Annotated in this window: 13 protein-coding genes; 11 read left to right on the top strand and 2 right to left on the bottom strand. The window is 65.6% G+C overall.

Translation table 11 applies throughout. From position 1 onward, the window contains the following. Positions 1–38: 38 nt before the first annotated feature. From CXQ91_RS03120 to CXQ91_RS03100, 5 genes are all read left to right on the top strand, one after another. Positions 39–1,730, top strand: coding sequence for a ribonuclease J (locus CXQ91_RS03120; protein WP_104172473.1), 1,692 nt, complete (start codon positions 39–41; stop codon positions 1,728–1,730). 198 nt (positions 1,731–1,928) lie between these two features. After that, positions 1,929–4,877: a DNA translocase FtsK gene (locus CXQ91_RS03115; protein WP_104172472.1), complete on the top strand. Its 2,949-nt coding sequence runs from the start codon at positions 1,929–1,931 to the stop codon at positions 4,875–4,877. A 9-nt stretch (positions 4,878–4,886) separates the two neighbouring features. Then, complete coding sequence (gene pgsA / locus CXQ91_RS03110; protein ID WP_104172471.1) at positions 4,887–5,528, top strand: CDP-diacylglycerol--glycerol-3-phosphate 3-phosphatidyltransferase; 642 nt, start codon at positions 4,887–4,889, stop codon at positions 5,526–5,528. Then, positions 5,525–6,019 carry a CinA family protein gene (locus CXQ91_RS03105; RefSeq protein ID WP_104172470.1) on the top strand — a complete coding sequence of 165 codons (495 nt, stop codon included), beginning with the start codon at positions 5,525–5,527 and terminating at the stop codon, positions 6,017–6,019. The genes pgsA and CXQ91_RS03105 overlap by 4 nt, the downstream gene beginning before the upstream one ends. 140 nt (positions 6,020–6,159) lie before the next feature. Beyond that, positions 6,160–6,612, top strand: a complete 453-nt coding sequence (locus CXQ91_RS03100) for a helix-turn-helix domain-containing protein (RefSeq protein ID WP_078026444.1) — start codon at positions 6,160–6,162, stop codon at positions 6,610–6,612. 84 nt (positions 6,613–6,696) lie between these two features. Here CXQ91_RS03100 and CXQ91_RS03095 read toward each other — a convergent pair whose 3' ends face one another. After that, a complete protein-coding gene (locus CXQ91_RS03095; protein ID WP_104172469.1) occupies positions 6,697–7,218 on the bottom strand; it encodes a MarR family winged helix-turn-helix transcriptional regulator in 522 nt (173 codons plus the stop codon). A 41-nt stretch (positions 7,219–7,259) separates the two neighbouring features. Here CXQ91_RS03095 and CXQ91_RS03090 point away from each other — a divergent pair, with 41 nt between their 5' ends. The 6 genes from CXQ91_RS03090 (at position 7,260) to dapF (ending at position 12,967) form a co-directional block, all read left to right on the top strand. Next, the gene (locus CXQ91_RS03090; RefSeq protein WP_104172468.1) at positions 7,260–7,484 is read left to right on the top strand and encodes a DUF3046 domain-containing protein; all 225 of its coding nucleotides are present in this window, start codon (positions 7,260–7,262) and stop codon (positions 7,482–7,484) included. Positions 7,485–7,694: 210 nt separating this feature from the next. Continuing rightward, positions 7,695–8,750, top strand: coding sequence for a recombinase RecA (gene recA, locus CXQ91_RS03085; RefSeq protein ID WP_104172467.1), 1,056 nt, complete (start codon positions 7,695–7,697; stop codon positions 8,748–8,750). Positions 8,751–8,853: 103 nt separating this feature from the next. After that, complete coding sequence (locus CXQ91_RS03080) at positions 8,854–9,393, top strand: regulatory protein RecX (RefSeq protein WP_374953615.1); 540 nt, start codon at positions 8,854–8,856, stop codon at positions 9,391–9,393. A 17-nt stretch (positions 9,394–9,410) separates the two neighbouring features. Then, positions 9,411–10,979: a tRNA (N6-isopentenyl adenosine(37)-C2)-methylthiotransferase MiaB gene (miaB, locus tag CXQ91_RS03075; RefSeq protein WP_104172466.1), complete on the top strand. Its 1,569-nt coding sequence runs from the start codon at positions 9,411–9,413 to the stop codon at positions 10,977–10,979. Positions 10,980–10,982: 3 nt separating this feature from the next. After that, positions 10,983–11,945, top strand: a complete 963-nt coding sequence (gene miaA / locus CXQ91_RS03070) for a tRNA (adenosine(37)-N6)-dimethylallyltransferase MiaA (protein ID WP_104172465.1) — start codon at positions 10,983–10,985, stop codon at positions 11,943–11,945. Positions 11,946–12,022: 77 nt separating this feature from the next. Continuing rightward, the gene (gene dapF, locus CXQ91_RS03065; protein ID WP_104172464.1) at positions 12,023–12,967 is read left to right on the top strand and encodes a diaminopimelate epimerase; all 945 of its coding nucleotides are present in this window, start codon (positions 12,023–12,025) and stop codon (positions 12,965–12,967) included. Here dapF and CXQ91_RS03060 read toward each other — a convergent pair. Beyond that, entirely contained in the window at positions 12,948–13,562 is a 615-nt protein-coding gene (locus CXQ91_RS03060; RefSeq protein WP_104172463.1) for a class I SAM-dependent methyltransferase, read from the bottom strand. The genes dapF and CXQ91_RS03060 overlap by 20 nt on opposite strands. Between the last annotated feature and the right edge of the window lie 445 nt (positions 13,563–14,007).

Genomic DNA, 14,007 nt, shown 5'->3' with positions numbered 1-14,007 from the left:
GCAAAGACCCCACTGTTCCGCCCGGAAAGTAGTGCATTATGACCCAAACCGCCCTTCCCGGCCTTGTCACGCCACCGAAACTGCCCCAAGGGACCCTGCGGATCGTGCCGCTCGGAGGCCTGGGGGAGATCGGCCGCAACATGGCTGTCTTCGAAATCGACGGCAAGCTGCTCATCGTCGACTGCGGTGTCCTCTTCCCTGAGGAGACCCAGCCCGGCGTCGATCTCATCCTGCCCGATTTCTCCTACATCGAGAACCGGCTTGATGACATCGTGGCCGTCGTCCTGACCCACGGCCACGAGGACCACATCGGCGCCGTGCCGTACCTGCTGCGCCTGCGCGCCGACATTCCCCTGGTCGGCTCCCAGCTCACCCTTGCCCTCATCGAGGCCAAGCTGCAGGAACACCGGATCAAGCCCAACACGCTCACCGTGACAGAGGGCCAGGTGGAGCGCTTCGGTCCCTTCGAAACCGAGTTCATTGCGGTCAACCACTCGATCCCCGACGCCTTGGCCGTGTTCATCCGCACCGCTGGCGGCACCGTGCTGCACACGGGCGACTTCAAGATGGACCAGCTGCCGCTGGACGGCAGGATCACGGACCTTCGCCACTTCGCCAAGCTGGGCGAAGAAGGCGTTGACCTGTTCATGTCCGACTCCACCAACGCGGACGTCCCCGGCTTCACCACCGCCGAGAAGGAAATCGGCCCCACACTGGACCGGCTCTTCGGCCAGGCCAGCAAGCGGATCATTGTCGCTTCCTTCTCTTCACACGTCCACCGCGTGCAGCAGGTCCTGGACGCTGCGGCCAACCACAACCGCAAGGTTGCCTTCGTGGGCCGCTCCATGGTCCGCAACATGGCCATCGCGGCCAAGCTTGGCTACCTTGACGTGCCGGACGGCATCCTGGTGGACATCAAGAACATCGACAACCTGCCGGACAACCGCGTAGTGCTGATGTCCACGGGTTCACAGGGCGAGCCGATGGCTGCGTTGTCCCGGATGGCCAACGGGGACCACCGCGTCGTCGTGGGCAAGGGCGACACCGTGATCCTGGCCTCCAGCCTGATCCCGGGCAACGAGAACGCGGTTTTCCGCATCATCAACGGCCTGCTGAAGCTCGGCGCCGACGTCATCCACAAGGGCAACGCCAAGGTCCACGTGTCCGGCCACGCCGCGGCCGGGGAACTGCTGTACTGCTACAACATCCTCGAACCGCTGAACGCCATGCCGGTGCACGGCGAGACGCGGCACCTGATCGCCAACGGCAAGATCGCCCTCGAATCGGGCGTGCCCGATGAGAGCATCCTGCTGGCTGACAACGGCACCGTCATCGACCTTCGTGACCACCAGGCCGACGTCGTGGGCCAGGTGGAAGTGGGCTTCGTCTACGTCGACGGCTCCAGCGTTGGCGAAGTCACGGAAGCCGATCTTAAGGACCGCCAGACGCTCGGTGATGAAGGCTTCATCTCCATCATCACGGTGATCCACCGCGCCACCGGCAAGGTGGTCTCCGGGCCGGAAATCCACGCCCGTGGCGTGGCTGAAGATGATTCCGTCTTCGACGAAATCATCCCCAAGATCAATGCTGCGCTGGAAGAAGCCGTGCTCAACCACACGGACCACACCACGCACCAGCTCCAGCAGGTTGTCCGCCGCGTCGTCGGCACCTGGGTCAACCGCAAGCTTCGCCGCAAGCCCATGATCATCCCGGTGGTCCTCGAGGCCTAAGCATCAGGTCTTGTGCCACCTGGGCCTTCCCCGCAGAAACGTAGCCGCCACGGCAGCTGCCTGCGGGGAGGGCCCCGGTGTTTAAGGCGCTCGGACGGGTCAAGGGCGCATTATTTCCGCCGTCCCTTCCGCAACATGCAGCCCGGACTGCCCCGAAAATCCGCGGTTTTTGGCCTCACTTCGGGTACCGTGGCGGGTATGGCGACACGTACCTCCTCCGCGCCTAGAGGCAACTCAAGCGGTAAATCAGGCAGCTCTGCGGGCCGGGGCTCCGGCTCCGCTGCGTCCAAATCCAGCCGGACCGGAGGAACGTCAGGCACGGCACGCACACGTCAGATGGCCGCCGTCGAACCCCGCCAGCCGTGGCTCGTACGGGTGGCCGCAGGGGCCTGGCTGGGCATCGGCCACGTCGTCGGCGGGGGCGTGCGCAGGATCGGCTACGACGTCAGCGACCTCGCGCCGGAAGACCGTCGGGACGGAGCTGCCCTCTTCAATCTCGCCCTTGGCGTGTTTGTTGCCACCTTCGCCTGGTGGGGCTTCACGGGATGGTTCCCCGACACTGTCTTCGCAATCGTCAACGGGACCTTCGGCTGGATGTCCCTGCTGCTGCCGCTGATGCTTTTCGTCTGCGCCTTCCGGCTGTTCCGCCAGCCGTCGGACGGGCGGGGCAACAACAGGATTGGTATCGGCTTCCTGATCATGACCTTTGCCGGCTGCGGCCTGGCACATGTCATCGGCGGCCAGCCCACAGTAGTGGACGGATTCGACGGCCTGCGCCGGGCCGGCGGAATGCTAGGCTTCCTGGCCGCTTCGCCGCTGGCCGCCCTGCACACGGCCGTGCCCGTGGCCGTCTACGGACTTCTTGCCTTCACGTCCCTCCTGATCATCACCGCTACCCCCTTCGGCGCCATTCCCCGCAGGATCAGGGACGCCTATGAGCACCTCATGGGCATCGATCTGCAGGAAGCCGGCGACGCCCACGACCGCAGCTACCTCTACGAAAACTCCGCCCAGGCTGCGCCGAAGAAAAAGAGGCGCGGCCGGCTGTTCGGCAAGGACCAGGACACCGATCCCCGACTCGAAGGCTACGTTGGGGACGAAGCGTTCGAACATGCCGTCATCGACGACGAGGCCACCGACAGCGCCAACGGCACCAAGGCAGGCGGCAAGGGGTCCCGCCCGGCACCCGGCGTCCGGCGGCCCACCCAGGCCGAGATCGCCGTCGAAAAGATCAAGGCAGCCCAGGGCCTGGGCACCAAGGGCCCGGAATTCAACGGTGAGAACGCCACAGAGGCCATTCCGCTCGTCACCCCGGGAATGGTCGCCGCCGGTTCCCTGAACCCCGTTGCCCCCGCCGCAGCAGGAGCTGTAGCAGCAGGGGCGGCCGCCGCGGCCGCGCAGGTGCCTTCACGCCCCGTCGCCCCGCCGCCACTGCCCACGCCTATCCCGCAGCGCACGGAGCAGCTGTCGCTCGCCGGCGACGTCACCTACACCCTGCCGTCCTCGGACGTCCTGGCACCCGGTTCAATCCCCAAGGAGCGCACCGAGGCCAACGACGCCATCGTGGCCTCCCTGACGGACACGCTGAACCAGTTCAACGTCGACGCGCAGGTCACCGGCTTCAGCCGCGGGCCCACAGTCACGCGGTACGAAATCGAACTGTCCGCGGGCACCAAGGTGGAACGGGTCACGGCGCTCTCCAAGAACATCTCCTACGCCGTTGCCTCGAGCGACGTCCGCATCCTGAGCCCGATTCCTGGCAAGTCCGCCATCGGCATCGAGATCCCCAACACGGACCGCGAGACGGTCTCGCTCGGCGATGTGCTCCGCAGCCAGAACGCCCGACGCACCGACCACCCCATGGTGATGGGTGTCGGCAAGGACGTCGAGGGCGGCTATGTGGTCGCGAACCTCGCCAAGATGCCCCACCTGCTCGTGGCCGGTGCCACCGGTGCCGGTAAGTCGTCGTTCGTGAACTCGATGATCACGTCCATCCTGATGCGTGCCACCCCGGACGAGGTCCGCATGGTGATGGTGGACCCCAAGCGCGTGGAACTCACGGCGTACGAAGGTGTGCCGCACCTGATCACGCCCATCATCACCAACCCGAAGAAGGCAGCGGAGGCGCTGCAGTGGGTGGTGCGCGAGATGGACGCCCGCTACGACGACCTCGCCAACTACGGGTTCAAGCACATTGATGACTTCAACAAGGCTGTCCGGGCCGGAAAGGTCCACCCGCCGGTCGACTCCAAGCGCGTCATCCGCCCCTACCCGTACCTGCTGGTGATCGTGGACGAGCTCGCGGACCTCATGATGGTGGCCCCGCGCGACGTCGAGGATTCCATCGTCAGGATCACCCAGCTGGCGCGTGCCGCCGGTATCCACCTGGTGCTCGCCACCCAGCGGCCCTCGGTGGACGTCGTCACCGGCCTGATCAAGGCCAACGTGCCGTCCCGCATGGCGTTTGCGACCTCCTCCGTGACCGACTCCCGCGTGGTCCTGGACCAGCCCGGAGCGGAAAAGCTCATCGGCCAGGGTGACGCGCTCTTCCTGCCCATGGGCGCGTCCAAGGCCATGCGCGTGCAGGGCGCCTGGGTCACTGAATCGGAAATCCACAAGGTCGTTGAGCACGTCAAGGGACAGCTCAAGGTCGACTACCGCGACGACGTCGCCCCTGAGGCGCAGAAGAAGCAGATCGACGACGACATCGGGGATGACCTCGAGGTCCTGCTGCAGGCCACCGAGCTCGTGGTGACCACCCAGTTCGGCTCAACCTCCATGCTGCAGCGCAAGCTTCGCGTCGGCTTCGCGAAGGCGGGCCGGCTCATGGACCTGCTCGAATCCAGGGGAGTGGTGGGGCCTTCGGAGGGTTCCAAGGCCCGCGACGTCCTGGTGAAGCCCGATGACCTCGCCGCGGTCCTCGCAGCCATGAAGGGCCAGGACGCCCCGGCCGCGCCGGATTCCCAGACCGCGGCGCTGAGCGACAACGCCAATGCGAACATCGCCCAGGGCGGCTATGCCGAGGACCTCGTGGCGGCGGACCTGGACAACCGCACCCAGAAAGTCGAATACTACGACGGTGCCGACGGCAACTCCGGTGACGACGAGGACGGCTCCGAGGACGCCTGGTCGCTCACCGGACGGTAGCCTAGGAGAGTGACTAGCACTGAAGCCAACAGCTCAGGCTCCGCCTCCGGGATCTGGAACCTTCCGAACATCCTGACGATGCTGCGGATTGCCCTGGTGCCGTTCTTCGTCTGGTTCCTCGTGGCGGACGCCCCGGGGCTCGATAGCCAGAACGGCGGCTGGCGCTGGGCCGCTGCCCTGACGTTTGCCGTCGCCATCTACACCGACAAGCTCGACGGCGACATCGCCCGCAGCAGGGGACTCATCACCAACTTCGGCAAGATTGCCGATCCCATCGCGGACAAACTGCTGACGGGCTCCGCACTGGTGATGCTGTCCGTCCTGGGCGAGCTGCCCTGGTGGATCACCATCCTGATCCTGGTCCGCGAATGGGGCATCACGGCGCTCCGGTTCTTTGTCATCCGCTATGGCGTCATCCCGGCGTCGCGCGGCGGCAAGCTGAAGACCGTTGTGCAGACCGTTGCGATCCTGCTGTATGTGATTCCGCTCGCATCGCTGGCGCCGTGGCTCGGTGTGGTCGCCTTCCTGGTGATGCTCGCGGCCGTGGCCATCACCGTCTGGACCGGAGTCCAGTATGTTGTCGAAGCACTCAAGCTGCGGGCAAGCGGACGTCGTGCCGCCAGCCAGCGCGTTCAAGGAGAAATGCCGTGAGCAATCTGCACCGCATCGCCGAACAGGCAGTTACCGGCGCCATCGCGCGGGGACTGACAGTCGCCACCGCCGAATCGCTGACAGCGGGCATGGTGACGGCGGTCCTCGCTGACACACCCGGCGCCTCGGGCATGCTCCAGGGCGGAGTGGTGTCCTACCAGAACGCAGTCAAGGCAGACGTCCTGGGCGTGCCCCAAGAGCTGCTCGACGCCGTCGGATCCGTCGAGGGAGCCGTTGCAGAAGCGATGGCAGCCGGAGCCCGAAGGATCTGCGGCGCGGACGTCGGCGTGTCGACAACCGGCGTCGCCGGTCCGGAACCGCACGGCGGGAAAGCCGTGGGAACAGTCTTCGTCGGCATCGCCACCGCGGAGGGCACGACGTCGTTCGGTTACGTTTTCGAGGGGAACCGCGCCGACATCCGCGGACAGGCCTGCGCGGCTGCATTAGAGCGGCTGCTTGAGGCGCTATCTTCTGAGGCTTACCAGGCGTAAAGTTGCCGGGAACAAAATTTGATTCCTAATAGTTGTTACATTGTGTCGCTTCCGAATCGCGGAGGCGCCTAGGATGAGTAAATAATTATGGTTCGTCTGATGAAGGCGGGCCTGACGAACGAGGGAGCAAGGCGATACAGATGGTAAAGCAGCCCGTATCCGTGAACGGCGTTGTCCGCTGGAAGGATGTGGGCCTCGCCGATCAGGCAAAGAGCGAACAGAAGGAGCGCAAGATGGTTGTACTTCGTCACGAAATCGGTGATGTTCTGCGCGACGTTCGCCAGCGTCAGGGCCGAACCCTCCGCGAAGTTTCACACAGTGCCCGGGTTTCCCTGGGTTACCTCAGTGAAGTGGAGCGCGGCCAGAAGGAAGCCTCTTCGGAGCTGCTGTCTTCGATCTGCTCGGCCCTGGACGTCCCGCTGTCCAGCATGCTCCGCGAAGTCAGCGACCGCGTTGCCGTCGCTGAGGGCGTTGCTGTTCCGGACACCGTTCCGCAGGAATTCTCGCAGCGTTATGGCCGCGACCTTGACCGCGAACTCAACACTGAACTGTCAGACGAACTGGCCAAGGGACTGCTCTCGGGCGCCCGCTGACCTGCGTCGTTCATACTCAGTCATACCAGACTCACACGAAGGGCCTCCGGCTAAGCCGGAGGCCCTTCGGCGTTCAAACCAGGGTTAAGTTCCGGGCCGGTTGGCTTCGTCCTTCGGGAAGCCGTCGCGCTCATACGTCGCGTTGAGCTTCGCCATGTATGTGGCAAGGGTCTGAAGTTCTTCGACCGGCCATTCGCCCAGCCGCTCACGGAAAACTTCCCGCCGTGCGTCCTGGACCTGGTGCATCTTCTCCTCGCCCTTGGGGGTCAGCTGGATGGTCTGGGCCCGGCCGTCGAGGGGATCGGCCTCCTTGGACACCAGGCCGATGCTTTCGAGGAAGGCAATCTGCCGGCTGACAGACGGCTTGCCGACGCCGATGCATGATGCCAGTTCCGTGAGCCTGATGGGACCTTCCCGGCGGATGACCGTGAGGAGGCCGTACGCTGCCGGTTCCATGTCCGGGTGCACTTCCCGCGACAGTTGCTGGGACAGGGCGCGGCCACGGCGCCAGAACAGGCTGATCTGATGTTCCACGGTTCGCAGGGCCGCGTCGACGCTGTTTTCGGTGGCCCCTGGGGCATCGGGTTCCACGGCTGGGTTGCTCATGGCAACCATTCTATTGGCCGCAGCCGTGAGAGACTTTATCGGTGAGAATCAGCGACTTCTGGCGGCTAATGGACGATGAGTTCGGTGCAGGCTACTCCCGTGTCCTCAGCAGCTCACTGGTGCTGGCGGGTGTCGGCAGCCGGACAGCGGACCAGGCACTGGCAGCCGGTGTTCCTCCGCGGCAGGTCTGGCTCGCCATGTGCGACGTGCAGGACGTCCCGGCGGACCGGCGGCTCGGCAGGGACGTCAAGCCGTCCCGCAACTGATCCACGGCGCCCTGACGCTGGATGGCTCCGCCCTGACACGCCGGGCAATTGTTCGAATATCTGTTCGGGTAGGGCTATGCTTTTTTCAGAGCGTTTTCCACATACGCAATGTCATCCGGCAAGAATGTCGGTGGGTGCCGTTAGCGTCGGTGATGACAGATAAAGGGCCGCTCAGGCCACTCCACAGCGAGAAAACTAGAGGTGTGAACCATGGCGGCAGCCCCGGATCGTCAGAAGGCGCTCGATGCAGCGCTTGCCCAGATCGACAAGCAGTTCGGCAAAGGATCCGTCATGCGGCTGGGCGACGAAGTGCGTGCGCCCATCGAAGTAATCCCCACCGGCTCCATTGCACTGGACGTTGCCCTGGGAATTGGCGGCCTGCCGCGCGGCCGCGTCGTGGAAATCTACGGCCCGGAATCGTCAGGTAAGACCACCGTTGCCCTGCATGCCGTCGCGAATGCCCAGCGCCTGGGCGGTATTGCTGCGTTTATCGACGCCGAGCACGCCCTGGACCCGGAATACGCCGCCAAGCTGGGTGTCGATACCGACGCGCTGCTGGTATCCCAGCCGGACACCGGCGAGCAGGCCCTGGAAATCATGGACATGCTGATTGGCTCGGGCTCCCTCGATGTGATTGTCATCGACTCCGTGGCCGCCCTCGTGCCCCGCGCGGAAATTGAAGGCGACATGGGCGACAGCCACGTCGGCCTGCAGGCCCGCCTGATGAGCCAGGCGCTCCGTAAGATCACCGGACGTTTGAGCCAGACCAAGACCACCGCCATCTTCATCAACCAGCTGCGTGAGAAGATCGGCGTCTTCTTCGGCTCGCCCGAAACCACCACCGGTGGTAAGGCGCTGAAGTTCTACGCCTCCATCCGCATCGACGTCCGCCGCATCCAGACGCTGAAGGAAGGCGCTGATTCGGTAGGCAACCGCACCAAGGCGAAAATCGTCAAGAACAAGATGGCCCCGCCTTTCAAAATCGCCGAATTCGACATCATCTACGGCCAGGGCATTTCCCGCGAGGGCGGCATCATCGACATGGGCGTGGAGCACGGCCTGATCAAGAAGTCCGGTTCCTGGTTCACCTACGACGGTGACCAGCTGGGCCAGGGCATGGAGAACTCGCGACGCTTCCTGCGCGACAACCCGGAGCTTGCCTCGGAGCTGGAGCGCCTCATCAAGGAAAAGCTCGGCGTCGGCGTCAAGCCCGCCGAGGCTGAAAAGGAAGCGTCTCCGAAGCTCAAGGCCGTTGACGGTTTCTAGGGGAAACCGGCGGAGCGGGCCAGGATTCCGATCCCGGAAACCTGGCCCGGCTGCGTTCGGCGATGCGGGCCCGGACGGGACCTTCCCCGCGGAGGCCGGATTCGTGCCGGAGCCGGAAGCGGATCACGATGCTGAGCCGGATCCGGCCTCCGTGGCGCGGGCCATCGTGCTTCGGCAGCTGACCGCCTCGCCGAAAAGCAGGTTGCAGCTGGCCCGCAAGCTGGCCGAGCGCAATGTTCCGGAGGACGTGGCCGAGGCCGTACTGGACAGGTTCGAGGAAGCCCGGCTCGTGGATGACGCCGAGTTTGCGGACATGTGGGTCCGGAGCAGGTCCCAGACCAGGAAGCTCGCCAAGGGTGCGTTGCGGCGCGAGCTTGCGGACAAAGGTATTGAGGCCGACATTGCGGCCCGGGCCTTGGAGCAGGTCAGTGACGAAGCGGAGGAGTCTGCCGCCCGTGAACTCGTCCAACGCAAGCTCAAAGGCACAGCAGACCTCACGGACCGAGCCGAGCGGGACAAGGTCACGCGTCGGCTGGCCTCGATGCTGGCCCGGAAGGGATACCAGCCGTCGCAGGCCTTCCGGATCGTCGGGGAGGTCCTCGACACCGCAGCCGGCGGGCAGGCGGAAACGGAATTCCTATGAACCGGTACCCTTAACAGGTGAGTTTGACCATTCCCTCCCCAGCGTCCGGCACCAGCACTTCCGCCAGCACGGATGGAGCCCCCTCAGCGGCGCCGCCGCGCACTTACCAGGTGCGCACTTTTGGCTGCCAAATGAACGTTCACGACTCCGAGCGCATGGCCGGGATGCTCGAAGGCGCCGGGTATGTCCCGGCGACCGATGAGCACGCCGACGTCGTGGTGTTCAACACATGCGCCGTCCGGGAGAACGCCGACAACAAGCTTTACGGCAACCTCGGAATGCTGGCCCCGGTCAAAGCTGCCAACCCGGGGATGCAGATCGCAGTGGGCGGTTGCCTGGCCCAGAAGGACCGCGAAACCATCCTGAAGAAGGCCCCGTGGGTGGACGCCGTCTTCGGCACCCACAACGTCGGTGCCCTGCCCGCGCTCCTCGACCGCGCCCGTCACAATAATGAGGCGCAGCTCGAGATCCTGGAATCACTCGACGTTTTCCCCTCCACCCTCCCCACCAAACGGGACTCCGTGTACTCGGGCTGGGTGTCGATTTCGGTGGGCTGCAACAACACGTGCACCTTCTGCATCGTTCCTGCCCTGCGCGGCAAGGAGAAGGACCGCCGTCCGGGCGACATCCTCGCCGAGATTCAGGCACTGGTGGATGACGGCGCCATCGAGGTGACACTCCTGGGCCAGAACGTGAACTCCTACGGCGTGGAATTCGGCGACCGCCAGGCGTTCTCCAAGCTGCTGCGTGCCTGCGGTGAAATCGAAGGGCTGGAGCGGGTCCGGTTCACCAGCCCGCACCCTGCTGCCTTCACGGACGACGTCATCGACGCCATGGCCGAAACCCCGAACGTCATGCCGCAGCTTCACATGCCCCTGCAGTCGGGCTCGGACAAAGTACTCAAGGACATGAAGCGGTCATACCGCTCCACCAAATTCCTGGGCATCCTGGACAAGGTCCGGGAACGGATTCCGCATGCCGCCATCTCGACGGACATCATCGTCGGCTTCCCCGGTGAAACCGAAGAGGACTTCCAAGCCACGCTGGACGTCGTCGAAAAGTCGCGCTTCGCCACTGCGTTCACCTTCCAGTACTCGAAGCGCCCCGGCACCCCCGCCGCTGACCTGCCGGACCAGCTCCCCAAGGCCGTGGTCCAGGAGCGCTTCGAGCGCCTGACCGCCCTGCAGGACCGGATCGCGGCCGAGGAAAACGCCCGTCAGCTGGGTCGCCGGGTGGAGGTCATGGTCACGGCACAGTCCGGTCGTAAGTCGGAGGAAACACACCGGCTGTCGGGCCGGTCGCAGGATCAGCGGCTGGTGCATTTCTCAGTCCCGGAGGGTGCGGAGAAGCCCCGGCCCGGAGACCTTGTGACCGTCACCATCACGGAAGCTGCTGCCTTCCACCTGGTGGCCGATCCGGCATCGCCGGCAGACTACGCGCTCCGCCGGTCGCGTGCCGGTGACGCCTGGGACAGGTCCCAGGCGGACTCCTGTGGCGCCCCGGTGCCCGGCGCCGGCAACCGTGCGACCGGCGGCAAGAGCGGCGTGTCCCTCGGTATGCCGGCGCTCCCCGTCCGCCGCAGCTAGGCAATGGCCACGCCCACAGGGAACGGCCAGGACGCCCTTGTGCCGTCGGCTGACGCGCGCGGCGCCGACGCCGGTCAGCCACCTGTCATTGCGGTGGTCGGCCCCACCGGATCCGGGAAATCGGACCTCGCCGTGGCACTCGCGCTGGAACTTGACGGCGAGGTCATCAACGCGGACGCCATGCAGTTCTACCGCGGCATGGACATCGGCACAGCGAAGATCACGGTGGAGGAGCGCAGGGGAGTCCGGCACCACCTGCTGGACACCCTCGACGTCACCCAGGAAGCCAGCGTGTCCGATTTCCAGCGGCAGGCGCGCGCTGCCGTCGCCGATATCCACGCCCGGGGCAGGCGGGCCATCCTCGTCGGCGGATCGGGCCTGTATGTCCGGGCAGCGCTGGACGTGCTCGAGTTTCCCGGAACGGATCCGGACATCAGGCACCGTCTCGAAGCGGAGGCCGACGAAACCGGCCTGGCCGCCCTGCGCAGCAGGCTGGAAGCCGTGGACCCGGTATCCGCCGCCCGGCTGGGAGACGCCCGCAGGGTTGTCCGCGCACTGGAGGTCTTCGAGCTGACAGGACGCCCGTTCAGCTCCTTCATGCCGGCCCGGGAGTACTTCCAGCCGGCCGTCCAGATCGGGCTCGAGGTGGACCGGGAGCTCCTGAAGGACAGGCTGGCACAGCGTGTCCACCGCATGGTCGCCAACGGACTGCAGGCCGAAGTGCAGCGGCTGGACGGAGCAGGCCTGAGGAACGGCAAAACCGCGTCCCGTGCCCTGGGCTACTCCCAGTTCCTCAAAGTACTCGATGGTGAATGGGATGCCGGCCAGGCCACGGAAGACACCATTGTGGCCACGCGAAAATTCGCCCGCCGGCAACTCACCTGGTTCAGGGCCGATCCCCGCATCACCTGGCTCGACTGGCAGGACCCGGACCTGGTGGACAAAGCAGCGGCCGTCTGCCGCTGAGCCGGCGCTGCTCAGCCCGCGCCAGCCCCGTGCACACGGTTTTCGGGCCCGTCCACCCGTGACTGTAATCTTGAACCATGGACGAAACCCTTGCACCCACCCCTGACCGCACACTCCAGGGGCTGAGCGGCCTGGCCTTCTCCAAGGGCCACGGCACCGGCAATGATTTCGTGCTTGTTGCTGACCCCGGAGGCACATGGCCCATCGCACCCGAGCAGGTTGCGGAACTCTGCGACCGCCACCGCGGAATCGGCGGCGACGGGCTGATCCGCGCCGTGCCGTCGCGCTACCTCCCCGAAGGGCGCGAGCTGCAGACAGTCCACCCGGACGCCGAGTGGTTCATGGACTACCGCAACGGCGACGGCTCCCTGTCGGAAATGTGCGGCAACGGCGTGCGCGTCTTCGTCCACTTCCTCGTTGCCGAAGGACTGGTCCGGCTCGAGACCGGCGATGCGCTGACCATCGGCACGCGAGGGGGCGTCAAAACGGTCGTGCGGACCGAGAACGGCTACGCCGTGGACATGGGCCCGTGGGAGTTCATTTTCCCGGGAGAGGCCACGGCACGCGCCATGGACTCGCTTGTGACCGCCGACGGCCTGGAAGTGCCGCGGCCGGCGCTGTCTGTCAGCATGGGGAACCCGCACACTGTGGTGGCGCTGGCAGAGCTCAGCGAACTTGAGGCAACCCAGCTGTTCAAGGCACCGCACGTTGACCCGAAGCCGGCCAACGGCACCAATGTGGAGTTCGTCGTACCCTCCGAACCGCTGGTGCATGACGGCGTGGGGACCATCACCATGCGCGTCCACGAGCGCGGCGTGGGGGAGACGCAGTCATGCGGCACCGGCGCCTGCGCAGCAGCGGTTGCCATCCGTCACTGGGCCGGGCAGGGCGCTCCGGATGCCTGGAACGTCAAGGTGCCGGGCGGCGTCGTCGGCGTGAAATTCTTTCCGGGGCCGGAAGGCCACGAGCATGTGGAACTCAGCGGTCCGGCCGTGATCGTGGCTAGTGGGACGCTTTCCTGACCCGAAGGATCCTGAACGACTTCGAGGTGCTCTCCCGGGTGACGGTGTAGCTGCTGTCCAGTTCGGTGCCCAGCCAGCGCTGCAGCGAATCCGAACCAAGGTTTTTCTGGACTACCAGCCAGGCGGACCCGCCCGGGGCCAGCCGGGGGAGCCACAGCAGCAGCAGGGAGTGAAGTTCGTCCTTGCCTATGCGGATGGGCGGATTGGACCAGATGGTGTCGAACCGGAGGCCCGGATCAACGTTGGCCGGCAGGCTGGCCGTGACGTTGCCAAGCCCCAGCAGGCCGGCGTTTTCGTTGGTCAGTGCGACACAGCGCTCATTCACGTCCACGGCATAGACGTGCGCGTGGGGGGCCCTGAGGGCCATGGTCAGGGCGATCGGACCCCAGCCGCAGCCGATGTCCAGCAGGTTGCCCTGGGGAGACGGGGCCGGCGCGTCAGCCAGCAGCACAGCGGTGCCCTTGTCGATCCCGTCGGGGCTGAAGATGCCGCTGGAGGTCTGCAGCTTGCGGGTTTCACCGGCGAGCTCCACGGTTAGCGGCTTGCGGGTGAACGGCCCGGCGGGCTGGGCGCTGAAATAGTGTGCAGACTCCATAACTCGCCAGATTAGTTGTCCCGGGCGCGGATGGGAAACGCGGGGGAACGGGCCGGGGAAACCGGTCTGCTAATCTTGAATTCATGTTCTTGATCTTTGAGTAGCCGGCACGGGCCCTGGCCCGTCCCGCAGCGACGCAGGTAATCACCTTCCGCTCAGTGCGCCGCCCTGCCGTGATCCTCCGGCCGGACGTGCTGCCCGAACTACTTGGAGTCCAGCAATGCTGATCATCTGACCTGCCATCGGAATCCCGTCATTTGGACGGCGCGCGTGAACTTCCCCGTGGGAACGCCGCTCCGTGTGGAAGACCGTCCGCTGAACATTCCGGTGTCACCGACGCCACCGCATCCTGCGCAACGGCGCCTGCCAGGCAGGCCGCCTTGCCACCGCCCATACCGCCGCCCGCTGCGCCGCAGCCGCCGGCACCCCAGGAGCCCGAATGACC

The organism is Arthrobacter sp. Y81 (assembly GCF_002929335.1).
GTDB lineage: Bacteria > Actinomycetota > Actinomycetes > Actinomycetales > Micrococcaceae > Arthrobacter.
The sequence above is the reverse complement of the archived record's forward strand: the minus strand, read 5'-3'. Positions and strand labels throughout refer to the sequence as shown.

Excerpts from the sequence above, each read along its gene's own strand:
- CXQ91_RS03120 (WP_104172473.1), top strand. The coding sequence starts at position 39 with ATGACCCAAACCGCCCTTCCCGGCCTTGTCACGCCACCGAAACTGCCC.
- CXQ91_RS03115 (WP_104172472.1), top strand. The coding sequence starts at position 1,929 with ATGGCGACACGTACCTCCTCCGCGCCTAGAGGCAACTCAAGCGGTAAA.
- CXQ91_RS03100 (WP_078026444.1), top strand. The coding sequence starts at position 6,160 with ATGGTAAAGCAGCCCGTATCCGTGAACGGCGTTGTCCGCTGGAAGGAT.
- CXQ91_RS03095 (WP_104172469.1), bottom strand. The coding sequence starts at position 7,218 with ATGAGCAACCCAGCCGTGGAACCCGATGCCCCAGGGGCCACCGAAAAC.
- recA (WP_104172467.1), top strand. The coding sequence starts at position 7,695 with ATGGCGGCAGCCCCGGATCGTCAGAAGGCGCTCGATGCAGCGCTTGCC.
- miaA (WP_104172465.1), top strand. The coding sequence starts at position 10,983 with ATGGCCACGCCCACAGGGAACGGCCAGGACGCCCTTGTGCCGTCGGCT.
- dapF (WP_104172464.1), top strand. The coding sequence starts at position 12,023 with ATGGACGAAACCCTTGCACCCACCCCTGACCGCACACTCCAGGGGCTG.
- CXQ91_RS03060 (WP_104172463.1), bottom strand. The coding sequence starts at position 13,562 with ATGGAGTCTGCACACTATTTCAGCGCCCAGCCCGCCGGGCCGTTCACC.